The following is a 24,174-nucleotide window of genomic DNA, read 5'->3' as shown; positions in this document are numbered from 1 at the left end:
CAGTGCCTGGGAACGGGGGCCCGGCGTGGACCGGGCCCCGCCGGGTCATGGGAATCAGTGTGCGGTGTCCTGGAGCGCGGCGTCCGGGGCCGGAGGGGGCGAGGCCCCCTCCGGCCCCGAGGGGTGCGCGTGGTGCCCGGGGTGGAGGGGCGGTTCTGCCTTCCACCCCGGGCCATGCACGGCGAGGGCGCCGTCTCCGGGGCGCCCGAGCGCTACCAGGCCGACTCGATGCCCTCCAGCACCTCGCTGGTCGAGCTGCCGGTCACCCAGTCGACCATCCCGCCCCAGAACACGTTGGTGCCGATGGACGAGGGCATGGCGTCGCTGCCGTCGAAGTGGAAGACGGTGTCCGGGTTGTTGAGCACCTCGGCCGCGAACTGGTCGGTGGGGTCGGCCAGGTTGGCCGGGTCCAGGTCCTGGTGCGCCGAGACCCAGGCGCCCTGGGAGGCGCGGCTGTCGGCGTACATGGCCGTGGACAGGTACTCGTGGACCGCGACGACCTCGGGCCGGTCGGCGAAGGGCACCGCGAACTCGCCGCCGCCCATGACCGGGACCTCGCCGCCCTCCTCCAGCGGGGGCAGGACGAAGCCGTAGACGTCGCCGTCCTCGGCGATCTCGACGTCCTCCTCGAACTGGGCGCCGTAGAACGAGCCCATCAGGTACATGGCGCAGCCGCCGTCGAGCAGGGGAAGACCGGCCTCCTGGAAGGAGGTGACGGCGATGCTCTCGACGCCGCCGAAGGTGCCGTTGACGTAGTCCTCGTTGCGCACGATCCCGTCGACCAGGTCGAAGGCCTCCTCGACCTCCGGGGAGTCGAAGGCGATGTCGTGCGAGATCCAGTCGTGGTACACGTCGGTGCCCGAGGTGCGCAGCAGCGCGTTCTCGATCCAGTCGGTGCCGGGCCAGCCGGTGGCGTCACCGGACTCGAAGCCCACGCACCAGGGCTTGGTGCCGTCCGCGGCGATGGTGTCGCTGAGCTCGACCATCTCGTCCCAGGTCGTGGGGACCTCGTGGCCGTTGTCGGCGAAGTAGGTCGGGGAGTACCAGACCATCGACTTCATGTTGGCGCCGTAGGGGGAGCCGTACAGTTCGCCGTCGACGCTGGCGTAGCCCTGCCAGTCCTCGCCCCAGCCGGCTTCCACGTTCTCGCGCACGCCGTCGGAGACGGGAAGGGCGTGGCCGTCCTCGACGACCCGCTGCAGGAGACCGGGCTGGGGGATCAGAGCCAGGTCGGGGGCGTTGCCGCCGTCGAGCCGGATGGGCAGCTGGGCCTCGAACTCGCCGCTGCCCTCGTGCTCGATGGTGATGCCGGTGCACGCGGCGAAGTCGGCCCAGGAGCGGTCCATCCGCTCGGCCTCCTCGTCGCGGATGGAGGAGTAGATGTCAACGGTGCCGCCGATGTCCTCCCACTGCTCGTAGGGGGAGCAGTCCACGTCCGCGGTGTCCGTGGTGCCGTCGGAGCCGCCCTCACCGCTGAGGTAGCCGCATCCCGACGCCAGGAGGGCGAGACCGCTCGCCGCCGCGACCATCGCGTGGCGGGTCGGAGTCCGGCCGTTCGTTCTTCCCATGGAGGCCCTTTCATCGCTCGCCCGGCCAAGGTTCAGGCGCGAGTCCGGACATGGGGTGTGACCCACGTCATCCATCGTGACGATGAAAGTCTGATTACGGCCGAATGTCCAGAGTTTCTGCAATAACTTGCGTAACGATACGAAAACTTGCAGGCATCGGACACAGAACACCCCTGACGAGCCCGGTGGAGCGGGCCGATCGTCCGTCGCTCCCGCACGCCGACGCCGTCGGCGTGGGGGCCCGGGTCCGGCCGTCCGCGCGGTCGGTGCCGGTCGGTGCCGGTCGAGGAACCCTGAACCGGACACCCGGCGCAGGTCGTAGGTTGGGGCACATGGCTGACGCATCGCACCGCCCTGAGCTGGGCGCACCCGACGGACCGGAACTGCACGTCGCCCTCGTGGGCTACGGCAAGGGCGGCGAGGTCTTCCACGCCCCGCTCATCGACGCGGTCCCCGGGCTGCGCCTGTCGGCGATCGTCACGGGCGACCCGGAGCGCCGCGCCGCGGCGGAGGGGCGCTATCCGGGGGTGGCCGTGTACCCCACCGCGGCCGACCTGTGGGCCGACGCCGACCGGTACGAGATCGCCGTCATCACGACCCCGAACCACACCCACGTGCCGCTGGCCAGGGCGGCCCTGGACGCCGGGCTGGCGGTGGTCGTGGACAAGCCGTTCGCGCTCACCGCGGACGAGGCGCGCGAGCTGACCGACCACGCCGACCGGGTCGGGCAGGTGCTCACGGTGTACCAGAACCGCCGCTGGGACGCCGACTTCCTCACTCTGTGGGGCCTGATCGAGGAGGGCGCCCTGGGGCGGGTGCACCGCTTCGAATCGCGGTTCGAGCGCTGGCGTCCCCAGGCGAAGGGCACCTGGCGGGAGAGCGGCGCGGTCAGCGAGGGCGCGGGCATCCTCTACGACCTGGGCCCCCACCTCATCGACCAGGCGGTCAACCTGTTCGGCCCGGTGGAGTCCGTCTACGCCGAGATCGACTCCCGCCGCACCGGCGCGGGCCCCGACGACGACGTGTTCCTGGCCCTCACCCACCGCCGCGGCGCCCGTTCGCACCTGTGGATGAGCGCGCTCGCCGCCCAGGTCGGCCCGCGCTTCCACGTCCTGGGCGACCGTGCCGCGTTCACCAGCCACGGCATGGACGGGCAGGAGGAGCGGCTGGTCGCGGGCGAGCGCCCGGACGCCGACGACTGGGGCGTGCTGCCCGAGGCCTCCTGGGGCGTGCTCGGAGCCGACGGGGACACCCGCCCGGTGCCCAGCGCGCGCGGCGCCTATCCCGAGTTCTACGCCGGGGTGCGCGACGCCGTGGGCGAGGGCGAGCCGCTGCCGGTCGACCCGCACGAGGTGATCCACGGGCTGGAGATCATCGAGGCGGCGATGCGCGGCGCCGCGAGCGGAAGCGTCCAGAAGCTCTAGGGAGTGTTCTCACGGCGGGGATCTGCCTCCACGCTGATCCACACCGCGATCCCTGCCCACCATCGGCGGTCGAGCGGACCGGTCCGCACGGTCGTTCGGCCTCCGCTGGTCCGCGCGCCCGGTAGCCCGGGGGCCGCCCCGCCCGCCGCCGCCCCCGGTCGCCCTCCGAGGGGCGGTTTCCCATGCTCCGGACACCCTCGGCGCCCTCCTTTGGGCCTATGTTGGAGGGGAGGTTACTCCAGCGTTTCGCCGACCGACCGAAGGAGACGTTCCGTGGCCCAGGTCCTCGTGGTGGCAGACGACCTCACCGGTGCCAACGCCACCGGTGCCAGGTTCGCCCGAACCGGGATGCGCGTGGCCACCGTGACGCCCGAGCACGTCAGCAGAGTCGCCGACGACTACGACGTGGTCGTCGCCAACCTCGACAGCCGCCACGTCCCCGCCGAGCAGGCCGCCGACCTGGTCACCGACGTCATCGAGGCCGTCTGGCCCGTGGGACTGGTCGTCAAGCGCACCGACAGCACCCTGCGCGGCAACGTCGGCGCGGAACTGGAGGCCGCCTACGACGCCGTGCGGGAACGCGTACCCGCCGAGACCCGGGTCCGCGTCCTGTTCGTCCCCGCCTTCCCCGGGTCCGGACGCATCACCGAGGACGGCGTGCAGCTCCTGCACGGCCGACCCCTGGAGCACACCGAACTCGCACAGGACCCCCTGTGCCCGATGACCACCAGCGTGGTCGCCGACATCCTCGCCGAGCAGACCGACCTCGCCGTCCGGCACGTCCCCGTCCGGAAGGTCACCCAGACCATGCTCACCGCCGAACTCCTGGCGGGGGACGAGCCGGTCGTGGTCTGCGACGCCGGCTCCGAACAGCACCTGACCGACATCGCCGACGCCGCGGCCGCCGCCCACCACGAGGACGGCACCGTCTGGCTGGCCGTGGACCCCGGCCCCACGGGCGCCCTGCTGGCCTACGCCCTGCGTCTGCGCGGACAGGCCGGATCGCGCGGGCCGCTGCTGGGCGTGGCGGGCAGCACCACCGACCTGACCCGGCGCCAGCTGGCGACGGTGGCACGGACCGGCGCCGTGCGGTTCGTGGACCTGGACGCCGTGCTGCTCAGCGACCCCGACAGCGACCACGCCGACACCGTCGCCGCCGAACTGGCCCACCAGCTCACCTCGTCGGGCTTCCCCGACTTCTGCGTCCTGCGGGTGGTGACCACGTCCGAGCGCGTGCGCGAACTGCCCGTCCAGACACGCGCCGAGCTGCCCGGCAAGGTGGCGAGCCTGGTCGCCGACGTGGTCAACGAGGTCGCCGACACCACGGGGACCCACGCCCTGCCCAGCGGGCTCTTCCTCACCGGCGGGGACCTGATCGCCAGCCTGCTGGACGAACTCGACGTGCACTCGGTCGACATCGGCGGCGAGGTCGTGCCGCTCGCGGTCCACGGGCACGTCGGCGGCGGGCCGCTGGACGGCACCCCGATCGTGGCCAAGGGCGGGCTGGTCGGCGACGACATCACGCTGGTGGAGTGCCTGGCCAAGCTGCGCCGCGCGGTGCAGACGCGCCTGCACCAGGTGCACTCGGAGGTCTCCGAGCACGTGGTCCCCACACTGTTGCGCGACCCCGCCTGAGCGGTCGCCCGCCCGGCCGCCGAGCAGAGCCGCCGGGCGCCCCCGGAGGCGGGTCCTCGTCGGGGAGCGGTCCGCGGCCTCCCGAGCGGAATGCCGGTGAGTGCCGGTCCGCCCGGCCCCGGTCGTGCCGGGGGATTGGAGGCCGGTGGCATCCCGGCGCGCGCCGGGATGCCCGGTGGAGGGCGCGGGGTCAGGCTCCGGTCAGCTCGGCCTTGAGGTGGTCGACGGCCAGGCGCTCCAGGTGGTCGGCGAGGACCTCGGGGCACTCCAGCGGACCCATGTGGGCCACCCCGGGGACCTCGATCGCGGGTTCGGCGTTCGGGATGATGTCGGCCATGTGGTGGGCGTGCCACGGCGGGGTGAACTTGTCCTGCGCCCCCGCCACGACCACGGTCGGAGCCGTGATCCGCCGCGCCGAGTCGTCCAGCTCCAGGGCGGAGAGGACGCCGCCCCACCGGGCGCGGGGCACGGTCGGGCAGTCGTGGACGAGCCGGGCGCACAGCCGCACCGTGTGCCGGTCGGCCGCGTCGCCCAGCACGATGAAGCGGAGCAACCGGGCGGTGACCGGGTTGGCCGGGCCCAACGGCAGCGCCGTGGTCAGGAAGAGCTTCGATCCCAGGGTCCCCAGCGGCCCGGGCAGCGGGATGGCGGACGACCGCCGCACCAACTCCGTGCAGCCGGTGTTGGTGAGCAGGACGGCCGCCGCGCGGTCGGCGAACACCGCGCGCGGACCGGACGCCATGACCGACATCCCGCCCATGCTGTGCCCGGCCACGACCGCCTTGCCGCCCTCGGGCACGGTGGCCTCCAGGACCGCGCACAGGTCGTCGGCCAGCTTCTCCGGGCCGTACCCGGCCCGGGTCAGCGGGTCCTGGCTGCGGCCGTGGCCGCGCTGGTCGTACATCACCACGCGCAGCGCGGGATCGAGCGCGCGCACGACCGGGCCCCAGGCGGCCAGGGAGGTCGCCCAGCAGTGGGACAGGAGTACGGTCGGGCCGTCCTCCGGGCCGCGTACCTCGACGTGCAGCAGCGTGCCGTCGGCGGACGGGACCTGGAGTTCGCGGGCCCGGCCCAGGTGTCGGGTTGCCATCGCGGAAGACCTCTCGCTCGGGGGTCGGGGGTGGTGGAGCAGGGGGAGCGCCCGCGCCGTGCGCGGCCCGCCCCGGAGGCGCGGCCGGTCGGGGGTGCACCACCGGCGGGGTGGTCGGGCGGTGACGCGGATCGGCCGGTGCGGGCGGGGGTGCGGTGCGGACCGGCCTGGGGTCGGGGGCACGGGGGTGGATCGGGCGGTGCGCGCGGGGGCGGCACCGCGGTCGCGGTCAGTCGTCGATCTCGATCCGGGGGACGGCGAAGGGCGGGGTTCCGGTGCCGCGGACGGGGTGCCCGCCCCACAGGTTGGGGTCGTCCAGGACCCCATCGCCCTCGAAACCGTCGGGGGTGCGGACCACGACCGTGCGCACGCCGTCCCGGAAGGCGGCGGTGATCGCCTCGGACGCCGACAGCCGTCCCCGCCACCGGTAGTCGCCGGTCAGGGGGGAGAAGTGGCCCGCCAGGTGCGCCTGGACCTCGACCGGGACGGGCGCGGTCGGGGTTGGGGCCCGGCCGTCCGCAGCGGTCCCGCCGTTCCCGGCCCCGCCGTCCGTACCGGCCTCCCCCTTCCCGGCCTCACCGTCAGCAGCGGCCCCGCCGGTCCCGGCCTCACCGCCGTCCCCGGCCTCGCCGGGCAGGACGACCGTCACCGGCCCCTGGTACTCCTCTTCGTCGTCGCCGAACCCGCTCATGTGCTCCTCGCCCTCCTCCTCGGACGCCGGTGCCGCGGCCGTCGCCCGCGGCGCGGCCCACCCGTCGCCCCTCGTTCTCCCGGTGCCGCCGCGCGGGCGCGCGGGGCTCGCTCCCTCAGCGGACGCCCGCGGTGCGCCGGCTCTTGCGGAGGTCGTAGTTGTGGGGGTCGAACCAGCGGGTGCGCAGCGCGTAGTCCCAGGTGAAGGTGGGCCACAGCGTGGTGTTGCGGCCCTCCTCGTTCAGGTACCAGCTGTCGCATCCGCCGGAGACCCACACGGTGCCCTCCATGGACTTGGCGATCTTCTCGTTGTACGCGCGCTGCGCCTCGGGCCGGGCGTCCAGCCGGTCCATTCCGTTGCGGCACAGGTACGTGAGTGCCTGCATGGTGTACCGGATCTGGGCCTCGATCATGAACACCTGGGAGGTGTGTCCCAGGCCGGTGTTGGGCCCGGCCAGGATGAACGCGTTGGGGAACCCGGCCACGGTGGTGCCGCGGAAGGCCTGCGCGGTCGTCCCCCAGCGCTCGGCGAGGGAGACCCCGTCGGCGTCGTGGATGCGCTGGGCCACCGGCGGGTCGCTGACGTGGAAGCCGGTGCCCATGATGATCGTGTCGACCTCGTGCTCGGTCTCGCGGCCCTCCGCGTCGCGGGTGACGACGGCGTGCGGGCGGACCTCGACGATGCCGTCGGTGACCACGTCGACGTTGGGGCGGGCCAGCGCCGGGTAGTAGTCGTTGGACATCAGGATGCGCTTGCAGCCCGCGCGGAAGTCGGGGGTGAGCTTGGCGCGCAGCTCCGGGTCCTTGACGCTGCGGTGGATGTTGGCCCGGCCGAGCCGCTCCACGATCTTGAGCAGCCGCGGGTTCTTGGCGAAGCCGAGGATGTAGCTCTCCCGGCCCCAGTAGATGCCCTTGCGGGCGACCTGCTGGGCCAGCGGGACGTTCCGGTACAGCCAGCGCTCCGCCCGGGTGATGTCGCGGTCGTGCCGGAACATCACCCAGGGCGCCGTCCGCTGGAAGAGCGTCAGGGAGCCCACCTTCGGCTGGATCCGCGGCACGAACTGGATGGCCGACGCCCCCGTGCCGATGACCGCGACGCGGCGCCCGGTGAGGTCGTGCCCGTGGTCCCACTCCGCGGAGTGGAAGAGCCGCCCCTCGAAGGTGTCGAGCCCCTTGATGTCGGGGTAGGCGGGGTCGGCCAGGGGACCGGCGCCGCTGACGAGGAACTGCGCGGTGACCGTGCCCGCCGCCGTCTCGATCCGCCACCGGTTGCGGTCGGGCTCCCAGTGCGCGGCGGTGACGTCGTGGCCGTAGCGCACGTGCCGGTCGACGCCGTGCTCGCGGGCGACCCGCTTCATGTACTCCCAGATCTCCGGTTGCGGGGAGAAGGAGCGGCTCCAGGCCGGATTGAGCGCGAAGGAGAACGAGTACAGGTGCGAGGGGACGTCGCAGGCGGCGCCGGGGTAGTCGTTGTCCCGCCAGGTGCCGCCGAGGTCGTGGGCCCGCTCCAGGACGGTGAAGTCCGTCAGTCCCGCCTGCCGGAGCCGGACCGCCATGCCGATGCCGGCGAAGCCGGTGCCGATGACGGCCACCCTGTAATGCGGTGGTGCGTCGGTCATGTTCAGGTCCCTTCGTGCGAACCGGCGGTGGGGCACCGGTGCGGGTGAGACCCCGGGGGACGTGGCGCGTACGCCCCCCGGGGGGTGAGGCCCCCCGGGGACGTGGCGCGTTTCGCCCCCGGGGGAGTCTGTGCGGGGTCGGCACGGGGCCGACCCCGGTGGTGGAAGCGCCGGTGCGGTGTTCGGGGCACCGCCGGTGCGGCCCGAGCGCGGGCCCGGGCGCGGTTTCGGAGGTTGGGGGAGTGGCCCGGGGTCGGCCTCTGGCCTGCCCCATGTACGGCCCGGGTACGGACCCAACGCGGTCTCTGGCGGGGCCGGGTCGGGCTCAGCGGCCGAGCAGCCCGGCCTTGCGCCAGAAGTACCGGCCCAGACCCGTGATCGCGCCGGCGGTGCTCAGCGTGCCGACCACCTTGCGGGCGGCCCAGGTCTTGGTGTCGATCCAGTGCGGGTTGGCCTTGGCCACGCGATAGGCCTCCTTGGGGTCGAGGCCGACCTGCGCGTACACCTTCGGGTTGATCAGCCGGGTCGCGGAGTAGTAGGTGACCAGCCCGAGGATGATCCGGCTGTAGGCCCGGTTGAGGGGGCCGCGGCCGGCCCAGTCGCGGGCGAACTCCTCGCGGGCGTAGCGCATGTGCCGGGCCTCCTCCACCACGTGGATGCGGGCGACGGAGCGCACCAGGGGCAGGATCTGCTCGTCGGGCACGGCCTCGCGCTGGATCTGGTCCAGGACCTCCTCGACGAAGAGCGCCCCGGCGAAGATCAGCGGACCGTGCGCGATGGTCTTGAACAGCCGGCCGAGGTGGTGGGCGGCCGGGTCGAGCTTGTGGGCGCGCGACCCGAGCTTCTCGATCATCTTGGCGAACATGACCGTGTGCCGGCACTCGTCGGCGACCTCGGTGTAGGCGTACTGGACGTGGTTGGTGGTCGGGTCGTGGTCGTAGGCGTGGCGGACCAGCATCTGCATGAGGATGGTCTCGAACCAGATGCCGATGGTGGCGACGCTGGCGACCTCCAGGCGGGAGAGCTCCTTGCGCTGGGCGTCGTCGAGGCGGTCCCACAGGTAGGTGCCGTAGAGCGACACGCGCTCGGGGCGGATGGCCCACATGTCGGGGTCGACGGGCGCGTCCCAGTCGATCTCGACCAGGGGGTCGAAGGAGGCCTTCGCCGAGCCGCGCAGCAGGCGCTTGGCGATGTCCTCGCGGTCGGTGAGCTTGGGCTTGGCCGTGGTCTGGACGGTCATGTGTTCCTCTCCTCCTCAGGACGCGGCGGGCCGGACGGTGCCGCGGTGCCGCTCGTGCAGTCCCTGGGCGATCTCCGCGTCGCCGAAGGCCCCGTCCGCGAGGAGCAGGCCGACCTGGAGCGACACGATCTGTTCGGTGGTGCCCGGGAAGTGCCGGGTCAGGTGGAGCGCGGCCGTGCCGAGGGCCGTGGAGGCCACGTCGCGGGGCGCGCGCCTGGCGCCCGCCGCCCGGACCACGCTCATCACGGTGTCGCGTTCGCGCTCGGCTGGCACGAGGCCGTCCAGCGCGACGCCCGTGGCGCGGGAGCTGTCGTGGATGGGGGTGTCGACGTAACCCGGGTAGACGGTGGTGACGCCGACGTGGGAGCCGTACTCGGCCCGCAGGCAGTCGGCGTAGGCGGCCAGGGCCCGCTTGGACACGGTGTAGGCGCCGGCGAAGGGCAGTTGGAGGTGGGCGAGCAGCGACGAGGTGAGGACGACCCGGCCCCGGGTGTTGAGCAGGGCGGGCATCGCGGCGGCGGTGACCCGCCAGGAGCCGAGGAGGTTGACCTCCAGGGCCTGGTGCACGTGGACGTCGGGCTCGCCGCCGATGTCCACGGCCGGGCCGACCCCGGCGTAGTGGATCAGCAGGTCGAGGGTTCCGCCGAGCCGGTCGAGGGCCTCGGCCATCGCCTGGCGCACCTGGGCGTCGTCGGTGATGTCGCATTCGACGACGCCGGGGGCGGCCTTGCGGTCGAGGCCGACGACGTTGACGCCGAGGTGACGGAGGACGGCCACGGTGGCGCTGCCGAAGGCGCCGGACGCGCCGGTGACGACGGCGTTCTGGCCGGGCAGGCGCCGCAGGTGGCGCGGCAGGGGGGTCGTCATGTGATCTCCTCCACAGTCATTGCCGGAACGTTACAACGAGCATTGTCACAATGCAATGGGCTGTCGTCGGAAATTTACTGACGAGTAGCGTCTTCCGGTGTCTCTAGTCTTGGTCCATGGCCGAATACCGCATTGACGAACTCGCCCGGCTCGCGGACACGACTGTGCGCAACGTCCGGGTGTACCAGGACAGAGGTCTGCTGGCGCCGCCGCGCAGGCAGGGGCGTGTGGGGATCTACTCAGAGGCACATCTGGCGCGTCTTCGGCTGATCGGCCAGCTGCTGCGTCGCGGCTACACGTTCGCCAACATCGGCGAGATGTTCCAGGTGTGGGAGCGGGGCGGCGACCTCTCCGAGATCCTCGGCTTCGAGTCCGCGATAGGGGACGCCTGGTCCGACGAGATCGCCGACTACATCACGCTGGGGGACCTGCGCGAACTCTTCGGCAAGGGGGTGACGCCCCGGACCATAAAGCGTTCGCTGGACCTGGGCGTGCTCGAACGCGACGGCCTGCGCTTCCGCGTGCCCAGCCCGCGACTGCTGCACGCCGGCGGCGAGCTGGTGCGGCTGGGCATGAGCGTGGACTCGGTGCTCGACATCGCCGAGAACCTGCGCGACAAGGTCGGGCACGTCGCCGAGCACATGGTCCGGCTCGTGGCCGACCACATCATCGCCGAGCACACCCCGGGCACGGTCGTCCAGAGCGAGGAGACGGCCGAGATCGCCGAACTCGTCCGCCGGGTGCGCCCCCTCGCGCAGCAGGCGGTGGACGCCGTCCTGGCCCAGGCCATGGCCGAGCACCTCAACGACGTCATGGGGGAGCACTTCGCGCAGGCGATGGAGCACCTGCGCGGCGAGAAGGACCTCCAGCGGGGAGCGGGCGGCCCGCCTCCTCCCTGAGAACCGAACACCCGCCCCGCCGGAGGCCCCGAACGCACGGTTCGGGCCCTTCCTGCGTCCGGACGCCCACGACGGGTCCTCGGAACCGGGCGCCCGTGCGACCCGGAAGCCGGGGCCACTCGTGCACCTCCGGGCGCCTTCGACTCCTCAGGGGCCCGCGGGGGCCGTGCGCCGCCGTCCGCGGTCGTCCTTCCCGCACCTCCGGGCGCCCGTGCGCCCTCAGGAGTCCTGCGGGGCAGCGGCGGGCGGATGAGCCGTGTCGGCCGCGGGCTCGACCACCGTCAGCGGCAGCGGCGCCGTGTGGCGCAGCTCGGCGAAGGCGCCCGCCGGAACCGCGGGCGCGTGCGGGTACACCGGCCGGACCCGCTCGTATCCGGCGCCCTGGGCGGGCCGCGTGTCCGGCTCGCCCTTGTTCGGCCACATCGCCATCGCGCGCTCGGCCTGCGCGGTGATCGTCAGCGACGGGTTGACCCCCAGGTTCGCGGTGACCGCGGACCCGTCCACCACGTGCAGGTCCGGGTAGCCGTAGAGCCGGTGGTAGGGGTCGATGACGCCGTGTTCCGCGCTGTCCCCGATCGGGCAGCCGCCCAGGAAGTGCGCGGTCATGGGCACGTTGAACACGTCCCCCCAGGTGCCCCCGGGGTGGCCGTCGATGCGCTCGGCCAGCCGGGTGGCCGCCTCCTGTCCCGCCGGGATCCACGTCGGGTTGGGCTCGCCGTGGCCCTGCCGGGAGGTGAGCGTCTTGCGTCCGCCGAGGAGCCCGCGCCGGACCGACGTGGTCAGCGAGTTGTCCAGCGACTGCATCACCAGCCCGATGATCACGCGCTCGGACCAGCGGCGGTTGGAGAAGCTGCGGGCGAACACCGCGGGATGGCGCAGGGCCAGGCCGAGGAAGCGCAGCCAGCGGGGCACCTTCCCGCCGCCGGGCACCTGGATCGCGGTGAGCAGCCCCATCGCGTTGGAGCCCTTGCCGTACCGGACCGGTTCGATGTGGGTGTTCTCGTCCGGGTGGATGGAGGACGTGATCGCCACGCCCCGGGTGAGGTCCTCCGGCGGCGGGACCTGGTTGCTCATCGCGCCGACGAGCGCCTCGGAGTTGGTGCGCGTGAGCGTGCCCAGCCGTTCCGACAGCCGCGGCAGCAGACCCGCGTCGCGCATGCGGTGCAGCAGCGTCTGGGTGTTGTAGGTGCCCGCGGCCACGACGACCTGGCGGGCGGTGAACGTCCGCGCGTTCTCCCGGCGGCGCGGGGCGTCGGTGCGGACGGTGTCGACGGCGTAGCCGCCGCCCGGCAGCTCGCGCAGGCGCTCGACGGTGGTCAGTGGGTGCACCCGCGCGCCGTCGCGCTCGGCGAAGTACAGGTAGTTCTCGGTCAGGGTGTTCTTGGCGCCGTGGCGGCAGCCGGTCATGCACTCGCCGCACTCGGTGCACGCCCTGCGCTCGGGTCCCGCCCCGCCGAAGTACGGGTCGCCGACGCTCTCGCCCGGAGCGGCCTCGGCGCCGTCGCCGTCCCGCCCGTCGCCGAAGCACACGCCGACCGGGGTGAGCCGGAAGGTGTCGCCGACCCCCATGTCCTCGGCGACCGAGCGCAGGTGCACGTCGGAGGGGGTGACGGTGGGGTTGGTGCGCACTCCGAGCATGCGCCGCGCCTGGTCGTAGAAGGGCGCGAGCTCGGACTTCCAGTCGGTGATGTGCCGCCACTGCGGGTCGTCGAAGAAGGGGTCCATCGGGTGGTAGAGCGTGTTGGCGTAGTTGAGGGAACCGCCGCCGACGCCCGCGCCCGCGAGGATCATGACGTCCCGGAGCAGGTGGATGCGCTGGATGCCGTACATGCCCAACCGGGGAGCCCACAGGAAGTTGCGGAGGTCCCAGGAGGTGGCGGGCAGGGTCTCGGGGGTGAAGCGGCGGCCGGCCTCCAGGACGCCGACGCGGTAGCCCTTCTCCGTGAGGCGAAGGGCGCTGACCGAGCCGCCGAAGCCGGAGCCGACGACGATCACGTCGTAGTCGAACCGGTCGTCGTCCTGCCCGGACGCGGGGTCGGGGGCGGTGGGGGAGCCGATGCGCTCTGTGGCCACGATGTGGTCTCTCTCCTGGTCAGATGCGGGGAGCCCGTACTGCGCCGGATACGAGTCCGCAATATTCACGCTGTCATCTGGAAATGCGACATTGACTATTGTAATGTTCGTCACTACCGCCGAGTAAGGTGTGTCACAAGTAACACACGAGGCGTGCATCGGCGCAAGTCAACTCCCCCCTCGCCGCACCCCCATCAGCGGCGGAACACTGGAGGTACTCATGCCCAAGGCCCCCGACGAGGCGCTCGCACCGCCCGAGGACGTGCCTGAGCAGAACCCGGTCGCCGCCGGCACACGGTGGCGCAGGTTCGCCCTGATCGCGGTGCCCGGACTGGCGGCCGCGGCCGTCCTGGGCGGCATGACCACCCAGGGCCTGCTGGCCGCGTCGTTCGCCGTCTCCGGCGACAACTTCAAGATGTCGGCCGACGAACTCGTCGGCCAGGGCTTCTCGCAGTACGGGGACGTGGCCAACTCGGTCGACGGCTCCGCCCGGCCGATCGGGCTGTCCACGGTCAACACCGCCGAACTGGACAACCTGTGCATGTCCTCCCTGTGGGACCTGCCGATCGGCGACGCCACACTCGTCATCACCGCGGGCGAGAGCGACCCGGTCGAGGGCACCAACCTCGTCATCGACATCGAACAGCTCCAGGGCAACGCCGAGTTCAGCGCGATCGAGATCGGCCGCGACGCCAGCACCCTCGACAAGGCGGACGGGGGCCAGGGCCCCGAGGGCGGCTTCGGCCTGCAGTCGGACAGCATCACCGTGACCGACATGCAGATGACCACGTGGGCGGTCACGTCCGGCTCGCTGCGCCTGTCCGGGCTGAGCCTGGCGGTCAGGCCCGGAAACCACGAGTGCTTCTGATCCCATGGCCCACGCACTCACCCTGATCCGCTCCTGGTGGGGCCGGTTCCGCACGTGGCGGAGCCGGCGCCCCTTCCTGGGCGGGTCCCTGCTGTTGGCGGCCGGCGTCGAGCTCCTCGTGGCGCCGACCGCGCAGACCCTGGTCCTGCCGATCGACCTGATCATCTACTCCGGCATCGCCGGGATCTCCGGTAGCCTCATCGGTCTGCTGCTGATCGCGATCGGCGTGCTGAGCTGGTTCCAGCCCGCGCAGAACAGCTTCTTCGGGCTGGTCGGCCTGCTGCTGGCCCTGGTGTCCTTCGTGACCTCCAACTTCGGCGGGTTCGTCATCGGGATGCTGCTCGGCATCATCGGCGGCGCCTTCGTGTTCGCGTGGGGCCCCCGGACGGCGGCCCGCCCCCGCCGCCGGGGACGCAGGCGGGCGGACCCGCCCGCCGACCCCGCCGACCCCGCCGATGCGGATGTTCCGGGTGAGGCGGACGGGTCGGGCGGGTCGGTACGCCGCTCCGGTCCGGACCCGGTGGCGGCGGTGGCCGCCCCGCTGGCCCTGGCCCTGCTCCTGGCCGCGGCGCCCGCTCCGTCCGTCGACTGGCCCTGGGACTGGTTCACGCCCCCGGACGGGGACGAGGAGTCCACCGAGGAACCCTCCGACGAGCCCTCACCCGAACCCTCCGCCTCGCCCGGGGACGGGACCGGCGAGGAGGAGGCTCCCGAGGGGGAGGAAGAGGACACCGAGGAAGAGGACGCCGAGGAGGAGACCGGGGACGAGGAGGCCGAGGAGACCGACGAAGCCGACGCGGCCGACTGCGCGCTGCTCACCGGCCGGACGGCCCTCGCCGACACCGAGGAGGAGTTCCTGGACGCCGTCCGCGACTGCCAGGCCGCGGAGGACGAGGGCGACCTGCCGGAGGTGCCGGTGGACGCGGCCTACGACTGCTCCCGCGGTTCGGTCCGTACGTCCGGGCTGACCTCGCAGACGCTCATCATGAGCGGCGCCAGCTACGACGGCGTGGTGGAGTGCCCGACCGCCGACGGCCCGCGGCGCTACCTCCGGCTCACCATGAGCCGGGCCGATTTCACCGACGCCGAACTGTGGTTCGAGGACGCGGGCGTCCGGATGTCGCTGGGCCTGCCCACGATGGAGATGAACGGCGACGTCCGGATGCACATCACCCGCATGCACGTGCGCATCCTGGGGATCCCGCTGACCTTCACCCCGGACTTCCCGCCGCCGCTGCTGCTGCCGTACATGATCGTCACCGACGTGGACGTGGACAGCCCTCTTGCCTCCACCGACTCCATGGTCATCCCGGGCCTCAACTCCCAGCACGGGGGGACCTGAGCCCCGCCGGGTCCGAGAACGCGCACCGGCGGGACCGGGCCGAAGGCGGGAGCACCCGGCCGGTTCGCGGGGCCGGGGGCGGGAGGCCCCCGTTCGTGGGCCCCGCCCCCGGAGGGACGCGGCCTCACCGGCGAAGGGGCCCCTGGGGGCAGGAGTACCCCCAGGGGCGAACCCTCGATCGCGCAGCCCGGCCCCGCGTGTCCGGGCGCCCGCGCAACCCGGCTCGGCCGTGTGATCCCAGGGCCGTCTGAGGCCGCGGGACACCCGTGTGCTCCCGGGGTCGTCTGGGGCTTCGGGGCCTCTGCGTGACCCGGGGCCAGCTGAGGCAGTTGGACCCCACGCGCCCCCGGGGCTGCCTGAGTCTTCGGGACCCCTGTGTGATCCCGGGGCGGCCGGGATCGGAGGCCTCAGCTCCCGCCCGGTTCGATGGTGTACCGGGGCACGGCGACCTCGGCGTTGGCGCAGGCGGTGTCGTGGCCCCCGGTTGGCACGACGACCGGTTCCTCGGCGATGTAGAGCGACACCGCGAGACCCGACACGGCAGTCGGCTCGCACAGCTCCGGGTCGTAGTTGGCCGGGTTGGGCTGCGCGACGGTCAGGAGCACGGTCCCGTCCGGCTCCACGGTGTACGAGCCGCTCCCGCCCTCGCGCTCGGCCCAGGCACCGACCAGTTCGCCCTGGTCGTCGACCCAGATCAGATTGGCGTACCGGTAGAGGTGGCACGGCTCCTCGGCGGGCGTCTCCCCCTCGCCGTTCCGCGCCATGGTGAACTCGATGTAGGCGGTGCCCGCGGCCGCGCGGCGGTCGGTCTCGACGATCTCGAAGTCCGAGACGGTGCAGTCGGGCATGGACTCCGGAGCGGTGGCGGCCGCGGCGGGTACGGCGGCGACGGCGGGCGCGGCGATCATCGCGGCGGTGAGCACCGCGAGCCGGGTCCGGACACGGGCGGTGGTCGTGGTCTTCCTCGTCATGCTCATCCTCCTGTGGTCGGTTTGGCGGTCAACGGGCAGCGGTGACGTATCCGGCGATCTCGATGAGTTCCTCGGCTTCGATGCTCGACGTGAAGTAGGTGCTGACCTCGACGGTGAATGGCCCCTCCTCGGAGGGCGTCTCCTGCGGGTCCAACCGGATCAGCACCGCACCGTCGCCGAGGAGCCCCGGCCTGCCCTTGGCGTCGTGGATCTCCTCGGCGCCGTCGAAGCGCTCGTCGCCCTGGGCGATGTTCTCCGGGGTCAGGTCCACGACACCGTCCTCGTAGGCGGTGACCCTGAGGTTGGTGCCGTCGTCGAAGGCGTAGACCCGCTTGGCCCCTTGGAGCTGACCCGTGTCGAAGCGCCGGGTGTCGTCCAGCCAGTCCGCCGTCCGGCCCGCGGGCAGCAGGCCCACGCAGTAGCTCATGACGACTCCGTGCAGCGGTCCTCCGAGACACTCGGCGTCCTGGGGCGCCGGGGCCTGGGCGGCGGCGGGAGCAGCCGTGCCCAGCAGCCCGCAGGTCAGTGCGAAGGCGGCGGCGAGCGCCGTACCCCCGGTCCGGGCGGTGGTCGTGGTCTTCCTCGTCATACTCGTCCTCCTGTTGTGGTTCCTCGATCGGGTCCGGCGGCCTGTGCCGAGAGCCCCGTACTCGGAGAGCGTCGCCCCGTGCGGCCGTTCGGCCGGGAAGGGCTGGTCACGCGGTGGGACCTCGGGGCCCGGGGAAGGTGTTCGCCAAGGGGAGTCACGCATCCGGTCAGGAGTGCGGGTGTGGACCCGGGGAAGCCGGCGGCCTTCGGTGTCATGGCGCGCCCCTCTCGCGTGTGCGTCACGGAGGAGGACGGTCAGGGCACCGTCCGCGGTTGACCGACGCGCGGTCCGCGTTCGTGCCGCTTCCGGTCATGGGGCCAGGTCAACGCGCTCCCGCCGACCGCGTCGGTACCGTCGGAGCGGGTTTCGGAGGAGGAACGCGGACACTGGTGGGACGTCCGAGGCGCCCGTGGCGGCCCGCCGAGCCGGGAGGTGCCCGCGCGGCTCCGCCTTCCCCCGCTGCGCTCTCGGGCCACTTGGGGACCGGGTCCACGGGAATCGAGGGCGACCGGCCGCCGTCCTCTGGACGCCGCAGGGCCCGGGCCGGTCGGTACCGGTCCCGGGCCCTGGCGATCCGGCCCGCGGTGAGCCGGTCCGGGCGTCCGGACCGGCTCACCGGGGCGGCGCTGCCCCGCCCCCTCAGGGGCGGCCGTTCACCACTGCTCGGTGATCAACCGGCTGGGCCGTCCCACATGCGACACGTAGAGCGCGTCGCGGGCGCGGGTGCACGCGACGAACAGCAGGGTGCGCTCCTGCTGGACCGCGTGCTCCAGCGCGACCTGGTCGCCGTCGGCGGCCTCGATGGCCGCCTTGGGCGGCAGCAGGTGGTCGCTGACCCCGACCAGGGCCACGCAGCGGAACTCCTGCCCTTTGAGCCGGTGCAGCGTCCCCACGCGCACGGCCTCGGCCCGTCCGGTGCCCTCCAGCGGCGCGGTGGCCACGCCGCGCGCCTCCAGTTCCTTGGCGATGCCGCGCACGATCCAGTGGTTGCGTCCGGCCACCGAGATGTCGGCCGGACGCACGCCCGCCTCCAGCCACACACGGACCCAGTCGCCCAGGGCGGCCAGTTCCTCCGCGCGGTCGGCGCAGCCGCGCACCACCGGCGCTGGACCGCGCAGCAGCGAGCGGTAGCCGGCCAGGGTGTCGGCGTTGTCGTCCATGCCCAGCGCCGAGCGGCGGCCCAGGATCGGCATGCTCCAGTCCAGGATCTCCTGGGTGACCCGGTAGCTGACCCGCAGCCGGTGCCCGCGCCCGCGCACGTTGATGCCGAGCGAGGCCAGGGAGACCCGGTTGTCGGACACCCTCTGGTGCGGGTCGCCGACGATGAACAGGTCGTCCTCGCCCTCGGGGACGGCCGCCCGCAGCATCCGCCACTGGGTCGGGTGCAGGTCCTGCGCCTCGTCCACCACCGCGTGCCGGAACAGCGGGCCGTCGGCCGCGAGCAGCCGGGCGGCCTCGGCGGCCAGCTGCGGGTAGGCCCACAGCCCCTCCACCCGCATCGCGCCGACGTAGCGCCGCACGGTCTCCCAGACCTGGCGGCGGTGCTCGGGCGCCAGGTGCTGCACCCGTCCGCTGCGCTCGCAGCGGATGTAGGCGGGCAGCAGGTCCAGGCCCTGGGCGAGGATGACCTGTTCCCACTCGTCCACCAGGAAGCGGCCGGAGAAGGGCAGGCCGTCGGCGACGGCGACCGCCCGCCAGCGGCGCGCCAGCTCGTCCTTGCCGATCATCCGGGGCGCCACGCTGCTGTGCGCCTGGACGACCGACCGGGCGAGGCTGTCGATGGTCACCACGCGGACCCGGCCGCGGACGGCGGGGTCGGGGAGGAGCTGGTCGAGCCGGTCGGCCAGGGACTGGGCGAGCGCCCGGTTGTAGGTGGTGAGCAGAACGGACTCGCGGGTGTCCGACGGGTGCGCGGCGGCGTCGAGTTCGGCCAGGTGGGCGGCGCGGTGCAGGGCGATCACGGTCTTGCCGGTGCCGGGCCCGCCGGTGATCTGCGTGGCCCCCTTGTAGTGCGCCTCGGTGATCCGGTGCTGGTCCGGGTGCAGGGTGAGCTGCCACTGGTCGAAGGGTGCGCTGAGGGCGCCCGCGAGCTCGGGCGGGCCGGTGGGCGTGGGCGGGTCGACGCGGGCCGGGCCGCCGGTGTCGACGGGGGTGTCCGCGCGCAGGCCGCGGGCGTAGCGGAGCGCCTCGTCGCGCGGCCGCACGGTGATCAGGCGGTATTGGGCGTCGGACGGCTCGGGCCGGTCCCCGTGGGCACGGGGCGCGGGGACGACGACGCCGGACCAGTCCGGGTCGATGGCGACGACGCGCACGCGCGGGTCCGCGGCGTCGGAGACGGATTCCAGGTCCGCGAGGTCGCCGGTCTGGTAGGCGCGCATCGCGGCGAGGGTGTTGAGCTGGACCTCGGGCGTGAGGCGGGAGAAGTCGTCGAGAAAGGTCGGGGTGATCGCGAGGGCGGACACGTCGTGGATTCCTCCGGTCTTCGACCTGGTGGTGTCTGCGGTGCTGTGCGGTCGGAGCGGATGGTGTCGCGCGCGTAGCTGCTGGCCAGGCTGTTTTCGCGTGCACATGAAAGATGCTCGGTGGGCAATTCCGGCAAACGCCGTCACACAGGCGATGAACGCCAGAAACCAGGCTCGTGGTGAACGCCGTATCGACGCAGGTCACACGGCTGTTTCCGGAAGTGCGTTCGAGTGCTGGGCCCAGGTTTTTTCGGGGTCGGAGCGAGGGTGTCCGTGACCTGCGGTTCCGCGACCGAAGCCAATGTCCGAAAGCGGATTAGATGACTGGCCGAAACTCGGCGCCAAGGGGCGGGAAGGCCAGTTCCGAGCGGGATTCGTGGGGCATCTGTGGCGCGTCGTTCGCGTGGGGATGGAACGACCGAAACCAGCCACGGGGGTCGGGGCGCGAGTCGGGCCGCGACGGGGTAGGTGTGGGCCCTGGCCGGTTGCGGACACGGCCTGTCCAGGGGCGCCCCGACGCGAGATCGTGGGCGGGCGGGAACACGGCACCACAGTGGTTCAGGACTCTGCCGGGGTCCGTCCTGCCCCGGCAGAGTCCTCAACCACTCCAGAGGAGCGGTACCCAGTCCCCGACCCGCCCAAAGCGCCGCACCCGGCCGAAGCGTCGGCGGGGCGGGGCATTCCGGTTTCGGCCGCCGCGCCCGTCTCATGCCCATGCTCTACCGTGGGTGTGACAAGAGCGGAAAGGACCGGGACGAGCACAGTGGCCCCCAATGACATGAACCGCATGCGCGTATCCGACGCGGAACGGGACCAGGTCGCCGAGATCCTCCGTGAAGCGGCCGCGGAGGGTCGGATCACCCTCGAAGAGCTCGACGAGCGCCTGGACGGCACCTACGCCGCCAAGACCTACGCCGACCTCGAACCCCTCACCGCCGACCTGCCGGGCTGGTCCGTGGCCGGCACCGCGTCCGCGGCGCAGGCGTCGGTGGTCCGGCCGGACCCGGTCTCGACACCGAGGCCCGCCAACGGCGGTGTCCTCGTGCTCGACGCCATGGGCGGCACCATCAAGCGCAACGGCCGCTGGCAGGTACCGCCCCGGGTGGAGGTCACCAACAAGTACGGGTCGACCAAGCTCGACTTCCGCGAGGCGGCCCTCGTCACGCCCGTCGTGGAGGTCTTCGTGGACGCGTCCTGGGGTGAGGCGGACCTGCTCCTGCCGGAGAACGCCACCGCCGACATCGACGTCGACAGCTCGTGGTTCGGCAGCCTGAAGGTCGACGTCAGCACGCTGCGCGGCCCCGGCGCCCCGCACTTCGTCATCACCGGCACCTGCCAGGGCGGCGGCTTCAAGGTCCGCTATCGCCGCGCGGCCTTCTGGGACATGTTCGACGCCTGACCACCGGGCACGGGCGGGGAGGGCGGCTGCCCGCCCGCCCGCCGAGCCTCGCGCGCGCCCGGTGCCCCCCCGGGCTTCCGCCGTCGCCCGGCAGTCCCTGCCGCTGCCGCAGAAGCCCCTGGGCGCCCGCCACCGGGCCCGCCGGCTCGCCCTCCACCGGCCCGCCCGCTCGTCCGTCGCACGTCAGCCCGTGCCCGCGCGCCCGTCGGCGGCGGGGCGCCTCCGCTCCCGCGGTAGGCCATGATGGTGTCCCGCGTGACCGCGTGCGGCAGAGCGCGCGGGCGGAGGAGAGGACGGCGGGTTTGGCCATCTGGATCGTCGTGGCGGGCGTCGGCGGCTGTGCACTCGCCCTGACCCCCTTCACCTGGCCCTACCTCGCCAGCGCCGGGCGCCGCCGCCGCGTGGAGACCGTCCCCGCCCGGCCCGTGGCCGTCGTCCTGGGCGCCGCCGCCTGGCCCGAGGGGCCCTCGCCCCTGCTCGCCCGCCGCCTGGACCTGGCCGTGCGCCTCTACGAGGACGGGCGGGTCGAACGCGTCATCGTCTCCGGCGACAACCGCGAGGTCTCCCGGTGCGAGACCGACGTCATGACCGCCTACCTCGTCGAGCGCGGCGTGCCCGCCGACCGGGTCGAGGCCGACCGCCACGGCTACCGCACCTGGGACACGTGCGTGCGCGTGCGCGACCTGTTCGGTGTGCGGTCGGCCGTCATGGTCACCCAGGCCTTCCACCTGCCGCGCACGGTCGCCCTCGCCCGCGCCGCCGGGATCGACGCCGTCGGGGTGGGCGACGCCAGCCTGGGCGCGCGCCGCCGCTCCACCGTCATCGGCTACGCGCGCGAGTTCGGCGCCGCCCTCAAGGCCCTGCGCGACGTCGTGGTGCGCCCCGCGCCCGCCAGCGACGAGCTGTGAGCCGCTGCGGCGCCGCCCTCCGCGCGGCCGGCGGGTTCCCGCCCGCCCGGTGACATGCCCGACGCCGCCCGCGCGGTCCACTCGGGTGCGTCGCGACCGCCGCGGGCGGGATAATCGGCGCATGAACGCGACCACGGACAACGACCCCAACGACGGTGCCGACGACGGCGCAGCCGCAGTGAACTGGACCGAGCTGGCGCCCGAGGGCGGGGAGCGCATCCCCGAACTGCTCGGACGGCTCGCCGGCAGCGACGCCGCGCTCTCCGAGCTGCACGACCTCATCGACTTCCCCGCGCCCGGCCACCTGGCCGCGCCCGCGGCCGTCGACCTCCTCGTCGACATCGCCTGCCACGAGGAGACCCCGCCCACCGACCGCTGGCGGCCCCTCAGCCTCCTGCTCGAACTCGTGACCGCGCACGCCGAGGACCGCTTCCCCCAGCCGCGCGACCTCGACCAGTGGCGCGACGAGGTGGCCTGGGCGACCTCCACCGACATCGAGAAGGTCCGCGAGCAGTACCGCGCCTGGGCCGAGGAGGCGCCCGACGAACAGCACTACCTGCGCATGCGCAACCGCCTCGCCGCCATCGACGGCCCCGCGGGCACCGCCGTGCTGCGGGCGGAGCTGGAGACCTTCGAGGCCGTGTGCGCGCGCGTGCCCGACCTCGTCGCGCTGCTCAAGGGCGCGGCGAACCGGCGCGGCCTGGACCGCGCGGGCGAGTGGGCGAGCTACCTGCTGGCCTTCCTGACCCCCGAGTCCGAGCGCGTGAGCGCCGAGATCACCGGCGCCTCCCAGATCCTGCTGGCCAAGGACCTGCGCCCGGCCCCGCAGGCCCCGACCTCGCTGCGCGACGCGATGTCCGGCATGCTCGACGACGGGGGCGAGCCGCTGCCCGCCGAGATCTTCGCCCTCGGCCTGGCCGCCAGCCCCCACGACATCGACACGACCGTCGGCCTCACCCACCAGATGGCCGGCGGCAACCTGTACAACTCCTTCGCCGCGTCGGTCGCCGTGGTGCTGATCCACGGGGAGAACACCCCGCGCGAGGGGCTGCGGCGCATCGGGCGCGGCGGCGGCACGACGATGGGCTACGAGGGCCTGTTCAACGAGTCCTGGCCGCACTGCGGTGTCCGATCGCCGCAGGTCCTGGGCTTCCTGGCGCTCGGACGCGCCGGGGACCGCGCCCGGCGGCTGCGCCTGGACATCCTGCCCGGCCTGATCAGGGGCGAGGACGACTCGCGCGCCCTGGTGACCGGCGTCGGCCTGGAGATGGTGCTCGGCCCGCGCTCGAAGGGGTACTCCGCCGAGGAGCACGCCGGCGCCGAGTACGACGAGGAGACCCTCAAGGTCCTGTGGGCGATCGCCGAACTGCCGGAGCCGGCGTGGGAGGACGAGGAGTTCACCGACACCCTGCGAGCCTGGGCGCTGCCGGGCGAGCGGGAGGAGTTCTGCGCCCTGGTCGGGGTGGACCCCGACGCCGAGGAGGTCGAGGAGGCCCCGGCGCAGGCGCAGGCCCCGGCCGCACCGGAGATCGGCGGGCTGCTCGGGCGCCTGTTCGGCGGCGGTGGCGGGCGCCGCTGAGTTCCGGGGTGGCGGGCCCGCGGCCACGGTGTGCCCGCCATCCGCCACCCCTACGGGTGGCCCGCCCGCACGGCCGCCACGATGGGGCCTAGCCTCGTCCCCCGCCGGTGTCCGCGGCGTCGTCGGCGAGGGCGTCCTGGACCCCGGTCTCGTCGTCGCCGAGGAAGGTCGGGTCCGGCCGCAGCAGCACGGTGCCCGCGGCGGCCACGGCGGCGGGGACCTCCCTCAGCCACCCGTAGACGGTGGCGAACCTGCGGTCGTGCAGGCTGGAGTCGGCCACGCCCACCGCGTCGATCCCCGCCGACCGGCACAGCCCGACCGCGCGCGGCAGGTGGAAGTCCTGGGTGACGACCGTGGCCTCCTCCACCCCGAACACCTCGCGGGCGCGCACGCACGACTCCCACGTGGAGAAGCCCGCGTAGTCGCCCACGATCCGGTCGGCCGGAACGCCCGCGTCGACCAGGTAGTCGGCCATGGTGTCGGTCTCGTTGTAGTGCTCGACGCTGTTGTCGCCGGTGACCAGGATGACCGACACCCGTCCGTCGAAGTAGAGGTCGGCGGCGGTGTCCAGGCGCCGGGCCAGCAGCAGGGTCGGCAGGCCGTCCGAGCGCACCCCGGCGCCCAGGACGAGCGCGACCGGCCGGTCCGGCACGGTCTCGGCGGTGTGGCGGTGCCCGGCGGTGGACGCCAGCGTCCACACGAACGGCAGGAACGCCAGCAGGACGGCGGCCACGGCCACGGCGGCGACCAGCCGCACACGCCGCCGGGACCGTCGGCCCGCCGCGGGTCCGGACGCGGATGCGGGCGTGTCCGTGGGCCGGTCGGCCTCGGACGCGGCCGTGCGGCGGGCGTCGTCGGAGTTGGTCTCGGGGGTGGCGCGGTCGGAGGTCGTCACACCCGGGAAGACGCCCGGGACGGCCGGTGAGTTCCGGGTTCCGTGCGGTCCCGTGG

The 24,174-nt window shown here is 73.3% G+C and carries 18 protein-coding genes and 1 pseudogene; 8 read left to right on the top strand and 11 right to left on the bottom strand.

All coding sequences use genetic code 11. The features are described from left to right. Window positions 1-212: 212 nt before the first annotated feature. Window positions 213-1,568 carry an ABC transporter substrate-binding protein gene (locus ADL05_RS01605; RefSeq protein ID WP_053615003.1) on the bottom strand — a complete coding sequence of 452 codons (1,356 nt, stop codon included), beginning with the start codon at window positions 1,566-1,568 and terminating at the stop codon, window positions 213-215. A gap of 332 nt (window positions 1,569-1,900) precedes the next feature. Here ADL05_RS01605 and ADL05_RS01600 point away from each other — a divergent pair, with 332 nt between their 5' ends. Continuing rightward, window positions 1,901-2,992 (top strand): Gfo/Idh/MocA family oxidoreductase, encoded by a 1,092-nt coding sequence (locus ADL05_RS01600; protein ID WP_053615059.1) that lies wholly within the window; start codon window positions 1,901-1,903, stop codon window positions 2,990-2,992. Window positions 2,993-3,265: 273 nt separating this feature from the next. Beyond that, complete coding sequence (locus tag ADL05_RS01595; RefSeq protein ID WP_053615002.1) at window positions 3,266-4,627, top strand: four-carbon acid sugar kinase family protein; 1,362 nt, start codon at window positions 3,266-3,268, stop codon at window positions 4,625-4,627. Window positions 4,628-4,817: 190 nt separating this feature from the next. Here ADL05_RS01595 and ADL05_RS01590 read toward each other — a convergent pair whose 3' ends face one another. The 5 genes from ADL05_RS01590 to ADL05_RS01570 form a co-directional block, all read right to left on the bottom strand. Beyond that, window positions 4,818-5,717 carry an alpha/beta fold hydrolase gene (locus ADL05_RS01590; RefSeq protein WP_053615001.1) on the bottom strand — a complete coding sequence of 300 codons (900 nt, stop codon included), beginning with the start codon at window positions 5,715-5,717 and terminating at the stop codon, window positions 4,818-4,820. 229 nt (window positions 5,718-5,946) lie between these two features. After that, the gene (locus ADL05_RS32095) at window positions 5,947-6,408 is read right to left on the bottom strand and encodes a DUF4873 domain-containing protein (protein WP_053615000.1); all 462 of its coding nucleotides are present in this window, start codon (window positions 6,406-6,408) and stop codon (window positions 5,947-5,949) included. A gap of 115 nt (window positions 6,409-6,523) precedes the next feature. Then, entirely contained in the window at window positions 6,524-8,026 is a 1,503-nt protein-coding gene (locus ADL05_RS01580) for an NAD(P)/FAD-dependent oxidoreductase (RefSeq protein WP_053614999.1), read from the bottom strand. Between the two features lie 325 nt (window positions 8,027-8,351). Further along, on the bottom strand, window positions 8,352-9,266 hold the full coding sequence (locus ADL05_RS01575) for a diiron oxygenase (protein WP_053614998.1): 915 nt from the start codon (window positions 9,264-9,266) through the stop codon (window positions 8,352-8,354). Between the two features lie 15 nt (window positions 9,267-9,281). Beyond that, complete coding sequence (locus tag ADL05_RS01570) at window positions 9,282-10,133, bottom strand: SDR family oxidoreductase (protein WP_053614997.1); 852 nt, start codon at window positions 10,131-10,133, stop codon at window positions 9,282-9,284. Window positions 10,134-10,249: 116 nt separating this feature from the next. Here ADL05_RS01570 and ADL05_RS01565 point away from each other — a divergent pair, with 116 nt between their 5' ends. After that, window positions 10,250-11,032, top strand: coding sequence for a MerR family transcriptional regulator (locus ADL05_RS01565; protein ID WP_053614996.1), 783 nt, complete (start codon window positions 10,250-10,252; stop codon window positions 11,030-11,032). 252 nt (window positions 11,033-11,284) lie between these two features. On the opposite strand, the pseudogene ADL05_RS01560 reads toward ADL05_RS01565, so the two are convergent. After that, window positions 11,285-13,105 (bottom strand): annotated as a pseudogene (locus tag ADL05_RS01560) (GMC oxidoreductase); the annotation flags it as partial. A gap of 220 nt (window positions 13,106-13,325) precedes the next feature. Between ADL05_RS01560 and ADL05_RS01555 the strand changes: the two are divergent. Both ADL05_RS01555 and ADL05_RS01550 read left to right on the top strand, forming a co-directional pair. Continuing rightward, window positions 13,326-13,973 (top strand): DUF6230 family protein, encoded by a 648-nt coding sequence (locus tag ADL05_RS01555; RefSeq protein ID WP_053614995.1) that lies wholly within the window; start codon window positions 13,326-13,328, stop codon window positions 13,971-13,973. Window positions 13,974-13,977: 4 nt separating this feature from the next. Continuing rightward, window positions 13,978-15,315 (top strand): DUF6114 domain-containing protein, encoded by a 1,338-nt coding sequence (locus ADL05_RS01550; RefSeq protein ID WP_053614994.1) that lies wholly within the window; start codon window positions 13,978-13,980, stop codon window positions 15,313-15,315. 407 nt (window positions 15,316-15,722) lie between these two features. On the opposite strand, the gene ADL05_RS01545 is transcribed toward ADL05_RS01550, so the two are convergent. The 3 genes from ADL05_RS01545 to ADL05_RS01535 form a co-directional block, all read right to left on the bottom strand. After that, window positions 15,723-16,286: a DUF4232 domain-containing protein gene (locus ADL05_RS01545; protein ID WP_053614993.1), complete on the bottom strand. Its 564-nt coding sequence runs from the start codon at window positions 16,284-16,286 to the stop codon at window positions 15,723-15,725. Window positions 16,287-16,314: 28 nt separating this feature from the next. Beyond that, window positions 16,315-16,875 carry a hypothetical protein gene (locus ADL05_RS01540; RefSeq protein WP_053614992.1) on the bottom strand — a complete coding sequence of 187 codons (561 nt, stop codon included), beginning with the start codon at window positions 16,873-16,875 and terminating at the stop codon, window positions 16,315-16,317. Between the two features lie 653 nt (window positions 16,876-17,528). After that, on the bottom strand, window positions 17,529-19,337 hold the full coding sequence (locus tag ADL05_RS01535) for a UvrD-helicase domain-containing protein (RefSeq protein ID WP_053614991.1): 1,809 nt from the start codon (window positions 19,335-19,337) through the stop codon (window positions 17,529-17,531). 787 nt (window positions 19,338-20,124) lie between these two features. Between ADL05_RS01535 and ADL05_RS01530 the strand changes: the two genes are divergently transcribed. The 3 genes from ADL05_RS01530 to ADL05_RS01520 all read left to right on the top strand — a co-directional run bounded on the left by ADL05_RS01530 (window position 20,125) and on the right by ADL05_RS01520 (window position 23,223). Next, window positions 20,125-20,736 carry a DUF1707 domain-containing protein gene (locus ADL05_RS01530; protein WP_197285643.1) on the top strand — a complete coding sequence of 204 codons (612 nt, stop codon included), beginning with the start codon at window positions 20,125-20,127 and terminating at the stop codon, window positions 20,734-20,736. A 302-nt stretch (window positions 20,737-21,038) separates the two neighbouring features. Further along, window positions 21,039-21,644, top strand: coding sequence for a vancomycin high temperature exclusion protein (locus ADL05_RS01525; RefSeq protein WP_053614989.1), 606 nt, complete (start codon window positions 21,039-21,041; stop codon window positions 21,642-21,644). A 121-nt stretch (window positions 21,645-21,765) separates the two neighbouring features. Then, window positions 21,766-23,223, top strand: coding sequence for a hypothetical protein (locus tag ADL05_RS01520; protein WP_053614988.1), 1,458 nt, complete (start codon window positions 21,766-21,768; stop codon window positions 23,221-23,223). 88 nt (window positions 23,224-23,311) lie between these two features. Here the strand turns inward: ADL05_RS01520 and ADL05_RS01515 are convergent, their stop codons facing one another. After that, a complete protein-coding gene (locus tag ADL05_RS01515) occupies window positions 23,312-24,118 on the bottom strand; it encodes a vancomycin high temperature exclusion protein (RefSeq protein ID WP_231640559.1) in 807 nt (268 codons plus the stop codon). Window positions 24,119-24,174 lie beyond the last annotated feature (56 nt).

Origin of the sequence: Nocardiopsis sp. NRRL B-16309, from assembly GCF_001279585.1 — a bacterium.
Lineage (GTDB): Bacteria > Actinomycetota > Actinomycetes > Streptosporangiales > Streptosporangiaceae > Nocardiopsis.
The sequence above is the reverse complement of the archived record's forward strand: the minus strand, read 5'-3'. Positions and strand labels throughout refer to the sequence as shown.